We start from the raw sequence: 17699 nt of genomic DNA, 5'->3' as shown, positions 1-17699 counted from the left end.
GCCTGATCCTGCCGGCCAAAGCCGGAAATCCCAGTGTCCGCCTCGATCCAGCTACACCACGCTCTGGGACACGATCATGGGAATTATTTTGCCGCCGGAGTCGATGGAGTAGGTTTGGGGATTGATCTCGTCGCGGCTGTCGTACCGGTCGTGCCGGGCGGAGCGGCGACCGCTATCGCTCTCGGCAGAGGGGCTGCGGAAGCAACGGCCGAAGGCGCTACAGCTGCCACAAATATTATCGGTGCTAATTCGACATGGGACACCGCAGGGGGCTTAAAAGGCATTAACACGAACGTTACAGCCAACGAGTTTTCTGCAAATCTACAGTCAAATGGCTACGCTGCAAGCACTACGACAGGCTCAAATGGTCTCGTGACAATACTGCAGAACGGTCAGTGTTCTATATATACGATCTACACAAACAAGCACAGGCGCGAGCGGCGTGCAATATACTGGACCCGCCGGCCAAGTCCTAAAGTACAATCTGGGAAGGTAGCCATGGAACAGTTAAACGTGCTTGTGATCAGCTGGCTCCTTGGCGAACGAAATGAACTGGAGTGGCGCTAGTGCCAAACTTGACGCCAATACCAATTCCGATTGAAGTTAGATCAAGTCAAAGCGACATCGCTGACTTTCATTTGCACGAAGGTCGCAAGGTCTGCGTCGATTTTCTGATCCCTTCCAATCCTGAACGTCTGCTGCGGCTGAGCTTTGATGGCGTCGAAGTTGTGCGCTTGCTTGACGAAATGGCTATGAGCACTGAAATGGACACGCCGATGGTCGGGCTTGTCCCCGATAACCTCGCTTACGAAGTCACGGGTTCGGCTTTCTGGGCTCAGCAATCTGAGGCGCTGAGGCTCACACGGCCGAAATTGAGACATTACCGCTTCGTCACAGGCTGGACGTGCCTAGACGTATTGACCGAGGCAACTCCATCTTTCGCGGTCGTTCAAAAATTGGTAAATATGTGATTTTCTGAGCGCACGATGAGAGTTACGCATAATTGCGATGACATGGCATGAATTGCGGGGAATTACGGTGACATGATACGATATTCCTCATTCTCTCAGTGGTCCCGCCTGTCGCGATCAATCTGCAGCGGCCGGGCCAGGCGACGGCGGCGCTGCTCGGGTCGATCTCCTATGCCGCCTTCGGCGCCGTCGCCTCCTGGGACGCCGGCGCGTCGGGCGCCTCCTATGTCCGCAGCTTCGATCTCGACGGGCGCATCGCCAAAATCACCTCCTCGACCGGAAACGCCCTCACCTATGATTATGACGCCGGCAGCCGGATCAAGTCGATCGCCGAGAGCGGACGCCCGACCAAGGTCTTCGCTTATGACCGCGACAACCGGCTGACGAAATACGCCAGCGGCTCGACCTCGATCCTCTATGCCTATGACGCCTCGGGCAACCGCATCTCGGCCGGCGATGTCTCCTATAATGTCACGCCGACCAGCAACCGCCTGATCAGCATCGAGTGGTCCACATCGGGGCAGGCCTTCTCCTATCTCCCGTCCGGCGTGATGACGAAGCAGTCCGGCGTCTTCTTTCTCGCCTATGACGCGCGCAACCGCCTCGTGGAGGCCAGCGTCGGCGGGCTCGTGACCAGCTATGGCGTCAATGATCTCGGCCAGCGCGTGACGAAGACGCGGGGGACGAGCGGGGCCAGCGACTTTACCGCTTATCTCTACGACCTTGCCGGCCATCTGCTCGGGACCTATGACGCGAGCGGCGCGGCGCGGGAGGAAATCGTCTGGCTCGGCGACCTGCCGGTGGCGACGCTGCAGGGCGGCGCGGCCTATTCGATCATGCCGGATCATCTCGGCGCGCCGCATGAGATCGTCAATGCGGCGAACCAGAGGGTCTGGCTGTGGGACCACGACCCGTTCGGCAATGGCGCGCCTGTGGCGGCGGCCGGCTTCTCGCACGACCTGCGCTTCCCGGGCCAGATCTACGATTCCGAGACGCGCCTGCACAACAATGGCTTCCGCGACTATTCCCCCGCCCTCGGCCGCTATGTCGAGACCGACCCCATCGGGCTCGAGGGCGGGATCAACACCTATGCCTATGCGAATAACAACCCGCTCAACGCCGTGGACCCGACGGGAACGTTGGTGACACCCGAGACTTATGTGTGGGATATTCCCAATGTCGTGATGGGCCTAGTTTCGTTATTCGATAATCTTTTTCATGGAAATTTCGCAAGCGCAGGGATTGATGCGGCGGGTTTGGGAGTCGATGTTGCAGCGGTGGTCCTACCGGGCGTGCCGGCTGGGGCGGGAGCGACGATCGCTGCCGGTAGAGGGGCGGCACAGGGAGTAAAAGCTGGCCAGGCGGGGGCGTTCGGTGCGTTGAAGGGCATCAAGGGTGATGGCCTAACAGCACATCATATACCGCAGGCAGCAGCGGGACGCACCGGCTACAACGAAGGCGGCGCTTTGGTTATGACACAGGCTGAGCATACGTTGACTCGCACTTATGGTTTTAAGGGCGTAGACACGCTTCGAATGGATGCAGGACTGTCGTTCCGGGACGTGTTAGCAGCGGATATTCGAGATGTCCGAAGCATCGCCTCGGCGACATGATTTGACGTCGCTCGCGGTCTTGTACCGCATGACGCCGTCGAGCTTGTTCCGTGGGCGGGCCGCACGGAGGCGTTCGGAATTTCCACCGCTTCGAAGATCGAACTTTCTCGAGTCGGGCGGAATCGATGACGGCAAACTTTGCTGGCTCGCCGAGGGCGTGAGTGGTGAGCCGATTGTTAAGAGGGTTTTCGATGACACGCGTTCCTCCATGGACCATCGTCGCCGGTCTCGGCACGCTCGGGCGCGTGGAACTCTGCGACCTGCTCGCGATCTTCCGTGACGTCGGCCTCTATAATCTGGCGGTCGACCGCGTCGCGGACGTCACGAAGCTCGTTTCCGAGCGCGACGCCGCCCAGGGCGACGACACTGCGTTCAGGCGGCGGCTGGCCGAAACGTCCGCGCATTTGCGCCGGGACGCACCTTCAGGGTTGGTCTTTAGGGAGCTTCAGCGCGAGGACATAGCCCCAATAGCGGGCGTCCTGAATGAACATGTCGCCGGAGTTCCAGACGCGCGACAGCGACTCGCATCCGGTGAACAGCGGCAAGCCCGCGAGCCGGATCGCCTCCTCCGGCGCGAAGACGTCGCGATCGACCTGCTCGGGATTGTTCTTTTGAATAAACTCGAAACGATACGGCTGCTCGTGCAGGGCTTCCTTTTGGTACAGCCAATCGAAAAACGTGTTGAGGGTCGTGTGGTAGCGGTTGCTGAGCGTGTTTTCCGCAAGGCGCTCGAGCCCTTCCCATCCGTTCTTCTGGGCATAAAGATAACGAGCGGCGAGGGAGACGCAGTGCTCCTTGGGGATATTGGTCCGTTTGGGGATTTCCGGCAGAATGAGATCGATCTTGCCGAGGTCGCGCCTCGTGACGGCGGAGACCGGCTTGTCGCCGATGACGGCGATGACGAAAGTGAGGACGAGCCCGAAGCGCTCGCTCGCGCGATAGTCACCATGGCGCTTCTTCTCGCGAGCGAGGAATTTTTCGAGCGCGACCGAGAGCGAATCGGCCGGTTCGGGAAGGAACTCGTCCAACGCCCCGAGGTCGACGACCGCGATCGCCGTGTCCGCAGATCGCGCCTCGGCCTCTTCTGGGGGCGTCGCGACAGGCTTGGCCGCTTCGGCGGTCGGGGCGGTGAGCCCGGCTCTGCCGGCGTCCTGGACGACAGGGACCTCATCCGGGGCGGTCGGCGCGAGGGAGTCGTCGACGGTGAAGCAAGACGGCGTCGCTTCGTCGGCTGCGGCGACTGAGGAGTGCCGGAAAGCGTCGGCGGGGATTGCGCGGCTCGGCGCCAGGCTCACGTCCCGGCGCAGGACATCGTCGCGAGCGCCGCGGCCGACGGCGACTTTGTCCGCTCCGATCACGGCCGAGCGCGCATCGACATCGCCGAACGCCGTCTGTCTTCCGACGGCCAAGCCGCGACGGAAGCTGTCGTCCTCGGCCTTGGCGCGATGGCCGTTCTCGCCGGCGACATTCTCGTCGACGAACGGCTTCCAGGTTTCAGCGAAGCCAGGACAGATCTCGACCGGATCGGCGGCGAGCATGCGGGCTTCTGTCGGCCGTGTGCGCACATAGTGCTCCATGGCGGCGAGCGCGTCGGCGTCGACCGGAGCGCCGCGATCGAGACAGGCCCGCATCTGCGCCAGCAGGAACGCGCCGCGCTGTGGGAGGTCGGGATTGCCTCCCGACGCAAGCTATTGATTTCGGCGCATGAATTCCGTTCGGCGGACGAGTGGTAGCGGAGAAGCGATACCGGCTTTCCCCACAACGCCCAAACATACGCTACTGCATCCGTTCCTGCGAATGAGCACGATGAGCCGCATCACCGCGGCGTCATCCTCTGATCCATCCGAGGCCGAGAATTCCCGATACGATCAGGAAAATAGCGACGATGTAGTTGAGAAGCCGCGGCATGATCAGAATGAGAATGCCGGCGAGCAGGGAGACGATCGGCTGGAGATGCTCGATGCTGATGTTCATGGCGGCTGCTCCTTGGGAGTTATCTTCGGCAGAATTTACGGACAAGATCGCAAATTAAAAATATGTCGACGGAGCGAAGTCGCAATCGGAGATCGATCGACATCGCTCAGCTCGACGGCACAATTTCTCCGGCCGCGATTTAGCGACCGAGACCGGCCTCGACAAAAAGAGGTCTGGAGACCGGCCCGTCGCCGAGATGACGACGCGCCGCCCGCCGTGGCTGAACTTCCTAGACTTTCTTGGCGTCCACGATCGCGTCTTTTATCGTATCCTTCGCGTCTCCGACGGCGCTGCGAACCGCGCCTCCGAGCTGATCGGCCTTGCCTTGCAGCTCGAGCTCCTTGTCGCCGAGAGCCTTCCCCGCGACTTCTTCGATCTTGCCCTTGATCTTCTGTCCTGCGCCCTTGATGGTTTCTTTATCCATGACTTGTGCTCCTGTTTATTCGTCATCTACCTTGTACTCTAGGCCAGCGACTGGACGCAGCGCCGGAAACTACTCATCGTGCGACGCCGATGGAGCGCGGCTGGGCGCCATGGCGCACTTTCTACCCGATTGATCGGCTCGAGTAGTTTCCGTGTCTGGCGCGCCCTCCAGCGATATCTAGGGTCGGTCCCGCATCAATGAGATGAGCGCTCCATCGCGACAGCCAAGGCCGGAGAGAGCAAGCATCGTCGCTCTCTATGCGATGCGACCGCGGCGGACGACGTCGCGAGGAGCCGACGCCATCGGCAAACAGAGGAGACGCGAATTTTCTTTATCCGGACCATCGTCGAGAAAGGATTCCGCCATGACGTCCGAGCAAATTACCCCCACGCAATGCGCTGCATTGACCGGCCTCCACTCCAACGAAATGTTGTTGGGCGTGAGCCCGACCGCCAGGCATGATTCCCTTCATGCCAGCTATCGCCTTCATGACGAGAGAGGCTGGCAGGCCGTGCGCGATATGATCGTCGCCGATATTCGCGCTTCACTCGACCTCGGCGCCTCGAAGCAAGCGGCCGATTTGCTGATCGTGCTGCGCCGGTTTCTCTCCGAGCGTGTCGCTGTCGTCGTCGTTCGAAATTTGCGCGGGCCGTCGCAAGTCGTTTCCTTTCCGTCCTCCGCCGGGTTCCTCCGTACGAGCCGGAGAGGAGTTCGATCCGAAGCCGGCGGCTCCGCGCGCGCTTCGAGGCCGGGCGGCCGCTGAAGGTTTTCGCGCCGGCTCTCCCGATCATGTCGTCGGGCCGCTTTCAGCCCGCAGCGACGGCCAAGCGTATCAGCGCAGGAATAGAACGCGATCCGGTCTTGCGCATGATCGCCGCGCGGTGGTTCTCGACCGTACGCTGGCTGATGCCGAGATCCGCGGCAATGTTCTTGCTGGGATGCCCGGCGAGCACGAGATCGAGAATTTGCCTTTGACGCGCGGTCAGGCCGGTGAATCGCGCGGCGGCCGCGCGTCGCTCGGATGAGGGCTCGGACTCGCGGCTTTGCGCCAGCGCATGTGTGATGCTCGCGATCAGCTCCTCGTGACCGAATGGCTTCTCGAGAAAGTCCGAGGCGCCGGCCTGCATGGCTCTCACGGCCATCGATATGTCGCCGTGCCCGGTGATCATGATCGATGGCAGCATGATCTTGTCGGCCTCGAGCCGGGAAAGAAGCTCGAACCCATCCATTTCCGGCAGAAGCGCGTCGATCACCAGGCATCCCCCCTGCCCCGGCCGCAAGGCATGGAGAAATGCGTCGCAACTCGCGAAGGTCTCGACCGACCAGCCATGCGCCGCGAGCATGTCACGGATGGCGTCGCGTATGCTCGCGTCGTCGTCGACCACGAAGACATTGACGAGCGGCGCGATTCCGGATGCTTCCGTCGCCCCGTCAGGGGTCGTCATTTGCGTCGGCTCGCCGAGGAGATGCGCAATAGCGCAGAGCAGCTTCGTCGTCTCGACGGGCTTGTCGAGATGCGTGCAGGCGCGGCTGGCGATGGCGTGCAGAGTTTCAGTCGAAATATCCCCAGTCAGTACAATGCCGGGAATTTTCCGCTCGAATCTTTGTCTCAGCTCGGCGATGACCTCGACGCCGTTCGGTCCGTTCGGGAGATTGAAGTCGGCGACGACGAGGTCGGGACATTCGGCGGACGCGAGCGCTGCGACGCCGTCGACGACGCTGATCGGATGATAGCCGGCGTCGCGCAGCAGCAACTCGAGAAGTTCACGAATGGTGGGATCATCCTCGACGACGAGAATCGTGACGTTGCCCACGGCGCTCTCGAAGCTGGGCTTTTGCCCTGAAGGCTCGGCGGCCGGCGGCGTCCCCGTTGCGAGCGGCACGGCGATGCTGAACATCGAGCCGCGCCCTGGACGCGATCGCAGATCGATGGGATGGCCGAGAAGGCTGGACAATCGCTGCACGATGGCAAGTCCGAGGCCGAGCCCCTTGCTGCGCTCGCGGGCCGGGTTGTCGATCTGACGAAACTCGTCGAAGATCGCCGAGCGATGCTCCGGCGGAATTCCCGGGCCCGTGTCCCAGACCTCGATATTCACTGTCGCGCCATGGCGACGGCATCCCAGCAGCACCTTGCCGCGCGTGGTGAATTTCACGGCGTTCGACAGAAGGTTGCGAAGAATCTGCTCGAGCAGCCTCGGATCGCTGCGTACGATGCATTTGCTCGGCACGACGCGCCAATCGAGGCCCTGCGCCCGCATGTGATAGCCGAAGTCCGAGGCGAGATGCTCGAACAGCTCATCCAGCGGAAAGCTCTCGATCTCTGCATGGATGACGCCCGCCTCGAGCTGATTGATGTCGAGCAGCGTGTTCAGCATTCCCGACATGGCGCCGACCGCGGTGTCGAGACGTTTCAGCAGCGTCTGCTCGTCGGTCTCGTGTGATTTCGTGGCCAGCAATCCTTGCAGCAGGCGGATGGTTTGCAACGGTTGCCGCAAATCATGGCTTGCGGCCGCCAGGAAACGCGACTTGGCGGCATTGGCGTGGTCGGCGGCCAGCTTGGCGGCGGCGAGAGCTTCCGCGGCGCGCTTGCTGTCGGTGATGTCCGTGAATGTGATCACGACGCCTTCGACCGAGCCTTCATGGGTGCGATACGGCGTTATGAGGCGCTTGTACCATGTGGCGCTCAGGGTCGAGACTTCTCTTTCGATCGGCGCCAAGGTCGTGAGGACCTTCGAGGCGTCGGGGATCAGATCACTGTCGGCGGTGCGCGACGTGAAATCGGCCAGAGGTCGGCCGACATCCGTGGCGATCACCCGGAACAGCGACTTCGCCGCAGGCGTGAAGAACCGAATCCTGAGATCCGTATCCAGGAAGATTGTCGCTACTCCCGAGCTTTCCAAAATATTTTGGAGATCGTTGGAGGTGTTGCGCTGGCGCTCCAACGTCTCGTAGAGCTGGCTGTTCAAAGCCGTCAGCTCTTCGTTGAGCGATTGCAGCTCCTCCTTCGATGTCACCAGCTCTTCATTGGTCGATTGCGCCTCCTCGTTCAGGGACATCGCCTGCTCGTTGATGCGCTTTTGCTCTTCCTTCGCGCTGTCGAGATCCTGAAGCGCGGCTTCGAGCTCTTTGCCGACATCCTCTAGCTCGCGCTCCAGTTCGATCACGCGCGAGAGATCCGCCGGCCCCGCCGACGATCGATCCGCTTTCGGGCTCGACAAGGAGTCGTCGAGAAAACTGACGAGAAGCATTTTCTCGTCGTCCGACGTGACCGGTTGGACCACGATGCAGACAGCTGTCCCATCGCCATCCTTTTCCAGATGAGCGCCCCTGACGACAGTCCGCGCATGGTCGCGGCGGGCGCGCTCGACTGCCGCCCGCAGCTTGGGACGCAGACCTTCACGGGCCATCGCCAGCAGATCCTTGCTGGCGGCGCCTGAGGCGACCTTCAGATATTTGTCGGCCGATCCCGAAAAATGCAGGCATTCATGGCGAGCGTCGATCAGCACAGAGGCGAGAGCGAAGGCCTCGAACAGAGCGCGTCGTGACAGATCGTCGAAATCCGATGCTCGTCTGAAGGGGAGCTTTGCCGCCGCGGACGACAAGGCGCGGCCGCCGGCTGCGGCGCCGACCGGAAAGGCGATCTCCCCTGGCCGGCTGCGGCCAATATGACGATAGACCCGATGCTTTTCAGAAACGGCTTTGAATCGGCCCGCCGAACCGACCGTTTCGGACTCTCCGAGAATCAGCACGCCGCCGGCACGCAAGGCGAAATGGAAGAACGACAGAACCTTGTGTTGCGCCGCCGGCTGCAAATAGATGAGAAGGTTGCGACAGCAGACGAGATCCATGCAGGAGAATGGGGCGTCCGTCAGTATGTCGTGGATCGTAAACACCACGGTGTCGCGCAATTCGCGAACAACACGATAATGGCCGTCCTCCTTCGTGAAGAAATGGGCCAGCCGGCCGGGCTCCACATCCGCCTCGATCGTATCCGGATAAAGGCCGTCGCGCGCGAACGCCACGGCGTCCGCATTGGTGTCGGATGCAAAGACCTGAAGCGCCTCTGGGCGGTTCGCCGCGGCGAACGCCTCCAAGAACAGCATGGCGATGGAATAAGGCTCTTCGCCAGTGCTGCAGCCTGGACACCAGACGCGAATGGGCCGCGTATGCGAATGCTGCTTTACGAGATCGGGAATGATGTCTTCGGCCAGGAAATCGAAGGTCGTCTTGTCGCGGAAGAATTGCGTGACGCCGATCAGCAGATCCTGGCGAAGCAGCTCGGCTTCGCCGGGATCTGCGCGCAGGAGTTTCAAATACGATGATTGACCCTCGACATGCGCCGCGCCCATGCGATGGGCGAGACGACGCTCCAACGTGCCCCGCTTGTAGACGCTGAAATCGTGAGAGGTCCGCTCTCTCAGAAGCTCGATGATTTCCGAGAAGGCATCAGAGGCGGCCGGCTCGTCGACCGCCTTTGCCGGTGGGGCGGCTTCGGGATGTGCGGGATGAAAATGTCTGAAGACGGCGTCTGGAATGTCCGCGACCGGCGCGATGAGATCGACTGCGCCGGTCGCGATCGCGCTGCGAGGCATTCCGTCGAAGTCGGCTTCCTGCGGGTCCTGAGCGATCACCAGGCCGCCCATTCGCTTGATCGCGAGAAGCCCTCTAGCGCCATCGGCGCCGGTCCCCGACAAGACGACGCAGGCTGCACGGCGGCCGCAGGCTTCGGCGAGCGAGTCGAGGAAGAAGTCGAAGGGCAGCCGAGCGCCGTGCGGTTCCCTCGGCTTCGAAATTCGCAACAGCCCCTCGCTGATCGCGAGAGAAGTTCCCGGGGGGATGAGGTACACATGGTCTGGCCGAGGCGGCATGCCATCCGAAGCTTGTGCGACGGTCATGCTCGTATGGTTCGAGAGCAGGTCCGCCATTAGACTGGGATGCGTCGGATCCAAATGCTGGATCATCATGAAAGCCATTCCGCTGGTCGGCGTCTGGGCGTCGAGAAAGCGCCGAAACGCACCCAACCCGCCGGCCGAAGCGCCGATCCCGACGATCGGGAAGGTGATTTTCGTCGTCGATCTGCGTCCTTTGCGGAGACTCGTGCTCTTCACCTTTGTTTCGCTGAACAAAGGGTCGGTGGAGCTCGTCATGATATCACCTGACCTTCTTCACCCTGTTGCTCGGGCAAGTGTCGTCAGGAACGCAACTACTCATATTAGCACATCGGACGCCGCTCGGATTCACAAATGCGGCAAGGCGAGCTTGGTCGAGGCATTTTCGTCGGAATAGCTCGCCATCTGCCGCCTCGAGTAGTTTCCGAAGCTGCCTGCGCCTTGGCGTAGGGATCATAATCCAATGATCGGATTCGACGGCGTGAGGCGTGTGTGGAAGCGATCCTGATGCTTTGCCGATGCTTCTAGACGATAGCCGAGAACGCCCAATATGAACGCCCATTTTTACGCGATCGTGTGGATCGACCGCCAGGAAGCGAAAGTCTTCCATTTCAATGCAACAGAGATCGATCGGCTCGTCATCCGCCCGCATGATCCGGCCCGTCGCATCCGTCACGAGGCAAGCTCGTTCGGTAGCGATAGGCCCGAGGATCAAGACTACTTCGAACGGATCGCCGGGGCGATCGCAGACGCGAGGGCAATTTTGATCACAGGTCCAGAAAGCGCCAAATCGGAGCTGGCCGCCCATGTCATGCATCGCCATCTAGACCTTGCGGGGCGCATCGCCGGCATCGAGACGATCGATCATCCCGGCAGCGGCGCCTTGGTCGCCCTCGCGCGAATCTATTTCGGCGCCGATGATCGGCGACGCTCGCGGATTTGAATGTGCAACCTCGTAACCTGCTCGTAAGAAAGGAAATCCCGATGTCCCTCGGAACCATCCTCCTCATCGTTCTCATCCTGCTGCTCGTCGGCGCCTTCCCAGGCTGGCAGCACAGCTCCAGCTGGGGCTATGGTCCGTCTGGAATCTTGGGAACGATTCTCGTCGTCGTGCTCATTCTCGTTCTACTCGGCCGGCTCTAGATCGACTCCGGGAGATGTCGGCGCGTTTGCAGCTTCATGAAAGCCTGCACGCCGCAACGTGAACGACAGGCGCCTTCTGCGCGGGCGCGAGCAGACGTCGTCCGCTCGTCTTGCCGCTCACATGAGGAGACACGACCATGCAGCAGACACATAACACATTGTCCGAGAACATTCGCGTTCAGTCCGTCGTGCTCTTGAACAAGCATCTTGCGGCGGCGATCGATTTGCACGCCCAAGTGAAGCAGGCGCATTGGAATGTTCGCGGGCCGGGCTTCATCGCGATTCACGAACTCTTCGACCGAGTGGCCGGCGCTGTCGAGGATTATTCCGATCTGATCGCCGAACGCGCCGGCGGGCTCGGCGGCGCCGCTTATGGCACGGTTCAAACCGCGGCCGAACGCTCCTTCCTCATTCCCTATCCTCATTGCATCGCGGATTGCAGCGAGCATGTCTTCGCCGTTTCGAGCGCGCTCGCGGCCTTCGGCCAGTCCGCCCGAGAGGCCATCGGTCTCGCCACGAGCTATGCCGACGCTGACACGGCCGACCTGTTCACCGAAGTCTCGCGTGGCGTCGATCAGCAGCTCTGGCTTGTCGAGTCGCATCGGACTCCGAAATGAAGACGCTTCGGAATTGGCGCAAGCACGGATCCGCCGCCGGAGAACCGGAGGCGGATTTTCGGCGGCAAGGCATGCGTGAACGTATCGAAGTCTGGGTGAACGAGGGCGGCGCCGGAGGGGACGACGAAAGTCGAGCGGCCGTGGCGCCCACGAATGATGAGACGCGCGAGCTCGACCCTCGCAGATCTGCAGACGTCGAGGGGGGAAGCGCCGGCTCACGACATCCAGGGATCACTCGGCGTCTTCGCTGACCTCGTCGGTCCAGACACGAAAATTTTCCAGCTTATTGGGGCCAAAGGTCGTCACCATCGCCACATCCGCCGCGTCGCGCCCGCACGCCAGCAAAACGCGCCCGATCCTCGGCGTGTTGTTTCTGGGATCGAATGTTTGCCAATCGCCACCGATGTAGGCGTCGAACCACGCAGCAAAATCCCCGGGCGGATAGGGAGGCGGCGTGCCCACGTCGCCGAGATAGCCGGTGCAGTAGCGCGCCGGAATGTTCAGCGCGCGGCAAAAGGCGATGGCCAGATGCGCATAATCACGGCAGACGCCGTGACGCTCCTCATAGGCCTCGCACGCCGTCCGCGTCGCCCGCGCGTGCTCGTAGCCGAAGCAGATGTGATTATGCACGAAGTCGCAGATCGCCTGCACTCGCCCCCATCCCGGCGTCGCGGCGCCGAACAGCGTCCATGAGAGCTCTAAAAGTCGGTCGCTCTCGCAGAAGCGGCTAGGCAATAGGAAGACCAGCGTTTCCTCCGGCAGGCTCTCGACCGGCAATTGGTAAGCTCCCGAAGTGACGCTATCCGGCAAACCAGAGTCGCGTATCAGCGCGTCTGTCGAGATGAGCGTGCGGCCCGGCCCCAGAACGACGCGGCTGCACCAATTGCCGAAGCTGTCGCGGTATCCCGAGATCGGAGCCGCAGGAGTGATCGAGATATGGTCGGGACGAGACAGATCCGAAACGCGCGTGAAATGCACGTTGAGCGTCAAGATGGCCGGCGTCGGCTGCGGAAAGTCGTATCGAAGCTCATAGCCGATGCGAAGTTTCATAAGCCATTGCTCCAGTTTTCGCAGGTCGGATTCACATTTTTTGAATTCGATCGCTTTGGCGCTCTACCTCGACGTTCAGTCGCTGGTAAACGCCAAGTCCGAGCACGATGAGAACGGCCGTCACGAGCAGAGCCGTCGGATAGAGCATTTGCGCTACGTCCTGCTTGCTCACCTGAAATACGATGACCAGACCTTCGATGAACACGGCGATGACGATCGTCGAGATGAACTTTGCGAGGCTGCGCCGCGCCTCGGACGTGGTGGGCGTCCCAGGGCGACGTATGACTTCTTCTTCCACGAAATATTTGGCGACGTCGAAGACCGCTATCGCAATGACGACATAGCCGATCGCCGTAAGCAGCGCATTGCCGCCCTCATGCCAAGACTTCCTCAGCTCGGCGATCAGCTCGAGCGCGCCAAATGCGACGAGCGCCAGCGCCAGCAGCATCAACACTGCGCTCACGACCCCGAATGTCACCCGTGACAGAAGCGCCATCACTCGGCCAGTCCTCCCTGCGTTTTCACCTCGATGCGGCGTTGTTTACTCGACCGTAGTGGGCGTGCCGCGGAAAGCGTGTCCAACCGACCACCAGACACTCATTTCGCGGCGACCCGTTGCCGTCTCGATGCGAGACAAGGTTATTGGATGACTGATCCATATGCCCGACCACCCGCCACTCGGCACGAGCAGTTCACTCCTGTTGCGGCCGGCTCGTACAGCAGGCAGGTCTTGACGTCGGTCGCACAGTAGTTCCCATAGGCATACTCTGCCGCGGCAGGAGCGATCATGTAACCGCCTGTCTGGTCGCCACCGAACCCATAATTGCCATTAAATGGAGCGCTGAGCCCTGCGGCGATGACGGCCAGCGGAAAAAAGATGCCGCCGGGCAAGAACCCGCGATCGTAGGCGGCGTGATTTGGGCGATGCGAATAATCTTGGAAAAGACCGCCGTGCGGCGCGGAAACCGAACGCCCGACGAACGTGCGTCCCGAGCCGAATTGCCCGTGTCGAGCCTCATGGGCGCTTCGCGATCCGCTGAAGTTTCCACGCATGCGGGTTTGGCCCGCGCCTATGCCGTGGCCGCCGCGGCCGTCTCGCTCACCGGCGTCGGCCGGCAGCGTCAATGAAAGCGCCACGCCAAGCGCCGCCGCCGCGCTCATGATTGCATGATATTTCATGATTGCTTTCCTTTTTATTCCAATGAGAGAGAGCGCCGTCACCCTCGTGAAAGCCCGGCGGTCGCGCGAGCCTCGGAATCTACCCAAATACTGGGCATCGTCGTTACAATTCTGGTTGCCTGTCGAATTCGTCATACGTGACCTGGACGACAGGCCGATAGCGCCAAGAAGTAGTAATTCTCTATGCTTGATCCGACTCTTGTAGAGATTTGAGACCCCGCGTTTCGTGTCCTGCGCGCACTATCGCCCGCGAGAAAACGGCCTTCCCGCTTGAAATGGCGGCGGCGGCTCCCATTTCCATCCAGGTGGATGGTGGAGAGATGGCGAAGGCGACAGCTCGAACCAATGAAAAAGTCGGCGATACGGAAAAGATCACCATCAACCTGGGCTATGTCGATCTCGGTCGCATAGACTTGTTGGTGAGCGAAGGCTTCTTTTCGAATCGCAGCGACTTCATACGCACGGCGATTCGGAATCAGCTCGCGAACCATTCCGGCGCTGTCGAACAATCCGTCATCCGGCGAACGCTCGAGATGGGGCTGCGCCGATATTCCCGTCGCGATCTCGAAGCGGTGAAGGCCGCGGGAGAAAGGTTGCGGATTCGCGTTCTCGGGCTTGCGACGATCGACGATGACGTTCCGCCCGACCTCGCGCTCGCGACAATCGAATCCATCACGGTGCTGGGCGCGCTCCAGGCCAGCAGCGCGGTCAAAACCGCGCTGGCCGACCGATTCGCGTGAGACGCCGACATGGCTCGAAGTGGAGCAAGCACAATGAAAACGACTTTCCTCGACGCTATGCTTCGTGCGACCGAGCTGACCCGCGCGCAAAGCCTCCTGGAGGCGACTCGCCAGATTCAGATCGCCGTGAGGGGCGCTTCTTCTCCCGATGAGCGCCGGACCGGCGCTCTGCTGCTCGAGGCTCCCTCGAGCTTCTCACGCAGTGAAGCGAACTCGGAAAGTTCGCACGCTCCGGCGCAGCGCAATCCTCGCGCTCGCGTTCGGCGCCCGCTGAGGGAGACCGTCGAGCTTCTTCGAAAAGCGAAGCTCCCGGGGGCTCCTTCGAGAAGGCGTGTTCGGCCTATGATTCCGGAGGGCGCAGCCTACCTTTCGCGCAATTTCTCCTGCGCCGCCGGTTCGCGCGACTACAAAATCTTTCTCCCGAGCAGCCTCGAGAAACACGCCCCCCTCATCGTAATGCTTCACGGCTGCACGCAGGGGTCGGATGATTTCGCGGTCGGAACACGCATGAACGATCTCGCCGAAGAGAGCGGCTTCATCGTGGTCTACCCGGAACAAACCACCAGCGCGAATAATGCGGGATGCTGGAACTGGTTCAATCACGGGGATCAAATTCGCGACATGGGCGAGCCCAGCATCATCGCCGGAATGACGCGCAGCGTCATCACTGAACACGCCGTCGATGCAAGTCGCGTCTTTATCGCGGGACTTTCCGCCGGAGGAGCGATGGCGGTCGTGATGGGCGCAACCTATCCAGAGCTTTATGCGGCGACGGGTGTTCACTCGGGCCTCGCCTTCGGCGCCGCCACCGATGTCATATCCGCCTTCGCGGCTATGCGCGGCTCGGCGCCGAGAGCCGACACCCGAAGCATGGCGGACGCGGTTCGTACCATCGTCTTTCATGGGACCGCCGATCACACCGTGCATCCTTCGAATGGGGAGCTGATTTTCTCCGACGTCCATTCGAGCATCGGCGATGGCGCCAAGATCTCGTTCGCGGAGGACGAAAGAGGCGGGAGAATGTTTCGACGAACGATGGTCGCAGACGCGGCCGGAATTCCGCTCGTCGAACATTGGGAGGTCCAAGGCCTCGGACACGCTTGGTCCGGCGGCGATTCCAGAGGCTCTTACACGGATGCGCATGGCCCGAATGCGTCGCGGGAAATGGTTCGCTTTTTCTTGGAAAGACAGCCGAGCGACTGATCCACACGGACGACCCCACTCACCACTCGCATGAGGGGCGCGCGCCTGCTCCGGCGGGGACCGCTCTCGGGGACAACGCTGGGCGAGGCTCGCCCGGATGCGATCTACACCTGCCCGATGCATCCGCAGATCCGGCAGCCGCAGCCCGGCAATTGTCCAATCTGCGGAATGGCGCTCGAGCCCGTCGTTACGAGCGCCGAGATGACGGAGCGATCGACAGCCGTCCGGGCTCCCGCGGCTTTTGCAAATTCCGACGAAAGAGGTTGCCATCGGCGAACTCGCGCCATTCCGCGCGCGTGTACGCCGCAATAGTAAAAGTGGTAGCGGCTCGGTGGCGGAATTGGTGGCATGAAATCAGCTAATATATTGATTATATTGTAATATTTGCGAACTGGTAGCGGACCGGCTTTCCCCACAACACCCGAATATACGCTACAGCCTTCGATCATGCGCTTGAGGTATCGTGCATCAGAACGGAGGCATTTCGACTTTTTACATTCCCTGAATATTGCTCGATGAGCATATTACTAATTTATCGCCGCGGGAAGCCCGCATTGGAAAATGGACATGCGCTGGCGACTTTGCCCGCAGCTCTCGATTGTCATTTCCGCTTTCCGTGTGATTTCTGGCGCCGGCGCGTCGGCGGGCGGTGGACGCGCCTTCACCAGAGCGGGCTGGCGGCGAGCGGGCTCGTCATCGCCTATGTCTTCCTGGTCTTCCACATCGCCGGAACGACGCTGAATTATTGAGGGCGACGGGCGCGAAGGGTCGCGTCGCCGGGCAGGGAAGGCGCCAATTGCAGCCCCTATAGCCAAACTCCCAGGAGCAATCATTCGCCGGACCCGGGTGAATGGCTCCATCGATTCTCGGCGCACTGCCCAAACGTTCGGAGATGATGAAAGCGTGGGCGCGAACCTCCGCTCGATCGACAGGCCACGGGAGAGTTCGGGCAGGTAAGCCCTAGCCCCGCACCGCACTCCTGAAAGCAGCAGAAAGCGCGGCAAGCGCATCTCGCGGCCGGCCATCTTTGACCCTCGAGTGAAGCAGAACTGGCAAGCGCGGTAAATCGGGAAGCCCGAGCTTCGCGCCTACATCGACTGCGCCAAATGGCAGCATTCGCGGAGCCAATGCGGCAACGCCGAGCCCCGCCATGACGGCCGCGGCGACCGCCGTCACGCCGCCGCCAACGAAAATTTCCGTCCAAGGCACGCCCGCCATATCGAGAAGCTGTCCGGCCATCGCCCGCACGCCGCAGGGCTCGGCCATCGTAGCAAGCGGTAAGGGCTCGCCCGCGCGATGCCGCCAGTTCGGCGCCGCGAACCAGCCGAATTTTTCTTCGGCGAGAATCTCTCCGTCGCTCCGTCCGACCTGCAGGCGGACGATCACCGTGTCGAGTTGCCGCCGGTCGAAGCTTTGAAGCAGGTCGCCCGACGATCCGATCCGGATTTCGATCAACAGCTGCGGGTCTTGCGCATTCATGCGCGCGATCAGCGCGGGGAGCTCCGGCCCAGCAACATGGTCGCTGATGCCGATGGTGAGGCGCTGCCGAGCTCCGGCAAATACGGTGAGCGCGCGATCGTGTACCTGCAAAAGCTCACGGGCGTGTTCGAGGAAGGCTGCGCCCTGCGCCGAGAGCCGCACATGCCTGGGCGTCCGCTCGACGAGCCGGCAGCCGAGCCTCTCTTCGAGCCGCTTCAGCTTCAAGCTGACCGCAGCCTGCGTCGTCCGCATGGCTTCAGCGGCATGCGTAAAACTGCCGAGCTCGGCGATGCGAATGAAAGCCCGGACGGAATCCAAGTCGAGAGGACGCTCGTTCATTTCTGGCCGTTATCGCTGATATATATATCCATAGCATATCAAAATGTTCAGACGACGTTTAATGTCAAGCCAGGACAA

18 protein-coding genes and 1 pseudogene are annotated in these 17699 nt (G+C 61.3%); 10 read left to right on the top strand and 9 right to left on the bottom strand.

From position 1 onward, the window contains the following. Positions 1 to 566: 566 nt before the first annotated feature. Positions 567 to 971 carry a hypothetical protein gene (locus tag K3F48_RS17125; protein WP_255609246.1) on the top strand — a complete coding sequence of 135 codons (405 nt, stop codon included), beginning with the start codon at positions 567 to 569 and terminating at the stop codon, positions 969 to 971. Positions 972 to 1069: 98 nt separating this feature from the next. Then, entirely contained in the window at positions 1070 to 2584 is a 1515-nt protein-coding gene (locus tag K3F48_RS24985; RefSeq protein WP_370631444.1) for an RHS repeat-associated core domain-containing protein, read from the top strand. A gap of 176 nt (positions 2585 to 2760) precedes the next feature. Here K3F48_RS24985 and K3F48_RS17115 read toward each other — a convergent pair whose 3' ends face one another. The 5 genes from K3F48_RS17115 to K3F48_RS17095 all read right to left on the bottom strand — a co-directional run bounded on the left by K3F48_RS17115 (position 2761) and on the right by K3F48_RS17095 (position 10003). Then, on the bottom strand, positions 2761 to 2988 hold the full coding sequence (locus K3F48_RS17115; RefSeq protein ID WP_222576643.1) for a hypothetical protein: 228 nt from the start codon (positions 2986 to 2988) through the stop codon (positions 2761 to 2763). Between the two features lie 18 nt (positions 2989 to 3006). Next, on the bottom strand, positions 3007 to 4215 hold the full coding sequence (locus K3F48_RS17110) for a hypothetical protein (RefSeq protein ID WP_222576642.1): 1209 nt from the start codon (positions 4213 to 4215) through the stop codon (positions 3007 to 3009). Between the two features lie 196 nt (positions 4216 to 4411). Further along, the gene (locus tag K3F48_RS17105) at positions 4412 to 4558 is read right to left on the bottom strand and encodes a DUF3096 domain-containing protein (RefSeq protein WP_222576641.1); all 147 of its coding nucleotides are present in this window, start codon (positions 4556 to 4558) and stop codon (positions 4412 to 4414) included. Between the two features lie 229 nt (positions 4559 to 4787). Further along, on the bottom strand, positions 4788 to 4982 hold the full coding sequence (locus K3F48_RS17100; protein ID WP_222576640.1) for a CsbD family protein: 195 nt from the start codon (positions 4980 to 4982) through the stop codon (positions 4788 to 4790). Positions 4983 to 5788: 806 nt separating this feature from the next. After that, positions 5789 to 10003, bottom strand: a complete 4215-nt coding sequence (locus K3F48_RS17095) for a CheR family methyltransferase (RefSeq protein ID WP_255609253.1) — start codon at positions 10001 to 10003, stop codon at positions 5789 to 5791. Between K3F48_RS17095 and K3F48_RS24470 the strand changes: the two genes are divergently transcribed. The 4 genes from K3F48_RS24470 (at position 9945) to dps (ending at position 11631) form a co-directional block, all read left to right on the top strand. Beyond that, positions 9945 to 10268 (top strand): hypothetical protein, encoded by a 324-nt coding sequence (locus K3F48_RS24470; protein WP_255609257.1) that lies wholly within the window; start codon positions 9945 to 9947, stop codon positions 10266 to 10268. The genes K3F48_RS17095 and K3F48_RS24470 overlap by 59 nt on opposite strands. 153 nt (positions 10269 to 10421) lie before the next feature. After that, complete coding sequence (locus K3F48_RS17090) at positions 10422 to 10814, top strand: translational machinery protein (RefSeq protein ID WP_222576638.1); 393 nt, start codon at positions 10422 to 10424, stop codon at positions 10812 to 10814. Between the two features lie 41 nt (positions 10815 to 10855). Then, positions 10856 to 11014 carry a DUF3309 family protein gene (locus K3F48_RS17085; protein WP_222576637.1) on the top strand — a complete coding sequence of 53 codons (159 nt, stop codon included), beginning with the start codon at positions 10856 to 10858 and terminating at the stop codon, positions 11012 to 11014. A gap of 137 nt (positions 11015 to 11151) precedes the next feature. Next, positions 11152 to 11631 carry a DNA starvation/stationary phase protection protein Dps gene (dps, locus tag K3F48_RS17080; RefSeq protein ID WP_222576636.1) on the top strand — a complete coding sequence of 160 codons (480 nt, stop codon included), beginning with the start codon at positions 11152 to 11154 and terminating at the stop codon, positions 11629 to 11631. A gap of 231 nt (positions 11632 to 11862) precedes the next feature. Here dps and K3F48_RS17075 read toward each other — a convergent pair whose 3' ends face one another. From K3F48_RS17075 to K3F48_RS17065, 3 genes are all read right to left on the bottom strand, one after another. Then, a complete protein-coding gene (locus tag K3F48_RS17075; RefSeq protein WP_222576635.1) occupies positions 11863 to 12681 on the bottom strand; it encodes a transglutaminase family protein in 819 nt (272 codons plus the stop codon). A gap of 31 nt (positions 12682 to 12712) precedes the next feature. Further along, a complete protein-coding gene (locus tag K3F48_RS17070) occupies positions 12713 to 13177 on the bottom strand; it encodes a GNAT family acetyltransferase (protein WP_222576634.1) in 465 nt (154 codons plus the stop codon). Positions 13178 to 13320: 143 nt separating this feature from the next. Then, a complete protein-coding gene (locus K3F48_RS17065) occupies positions 13321 to 13860 on the bottom strand; it encodes a hypothetical protein (RefSeq protein ID WP_222576633.1) in 540 nt (179 codons plus the stop codon). A gap of 320 nt (positions 13861 to 14180) precedes the next feature. On the opposite strand from K3F48_RS17065, the gene K3F48_RS17060 reads away from it, so the two are divergent. From K3F48_RS17060 to K3F48_RS17045, 4 genes and pseudogenes are all read left to right on the top strand, one after another. Beyond that, complete coding sequence (locus K3F48_RS17060) at positions 14181 to 14600, top strand: CopG family transcriptional regulator (RefSeq protein ID WP_222576648.1); 420 nt, start codon at positions 14181 to 14183, stop codon at positions 14598 to 14600. Between the two features lie 9 nt (positions 14601 to 14609). Continuing rightward, on the top strand, positions 14610 to 15803 hold the full coding sequence (locus K3F48_RS17055; protein WP_370631443.1) for a PHB depolymerase family esterase: 1194 nt from the start codon (positions 14610 to 14612) through the stop codon (positions 15801 to 15803). Further along, positions 15803 to 16004, top strand: a pseudogene (locus tag K3F48_RS24980) (heavy metal-binding domain-containing protein); the annotation flags it as partial. The gene K3F48_RS17055 and the pseudogene K3F48_RS24980, both read left to right, overlap by 1 nt. Positions 16005 to 16318: 314 nt before the next feature. Further along, on the top strand, positions 16319 to 16552 hold the full coding sequence (locus K3F48_RS17045) for a hypothetical protein (RefSeq protein ID WP_222576631.1): 234 nt from the start codon (positions 16319 to 16321) through the stop codon (positions 16550 to 16552). A 211-nt stretch (positions 16553 to 16763) separates the two neighbouring features. On the opposite strand, the gene K3F48_RS17040 is transcribed toward K3F48_RS17045, so the two are convergent. Next, entirely contained in the window at positions 16764 to 17621 is an 858-nt protein-coding gene (locus K3F48_RS17040) for a LysR family transcriptional regulator (protein ID WP_222576630.1), read from the bottom strand. Positions 17622 to 17699 lie beyond the last annotated feature (78 nt).

It is taken from the genome of Methylosinus sp. Sm6, from assembly GCF_019802345.1.
In the GTDB taxonomy this organism is placed as follows: Bacteria; Pseudomonadota; Alphaproteobacteria; order Rhizobiales; family Beijerinckiaceae; genus Methylosinus.
This window is presented reverse-complemented; position numbering and strand designations above follow the sequence as displayed.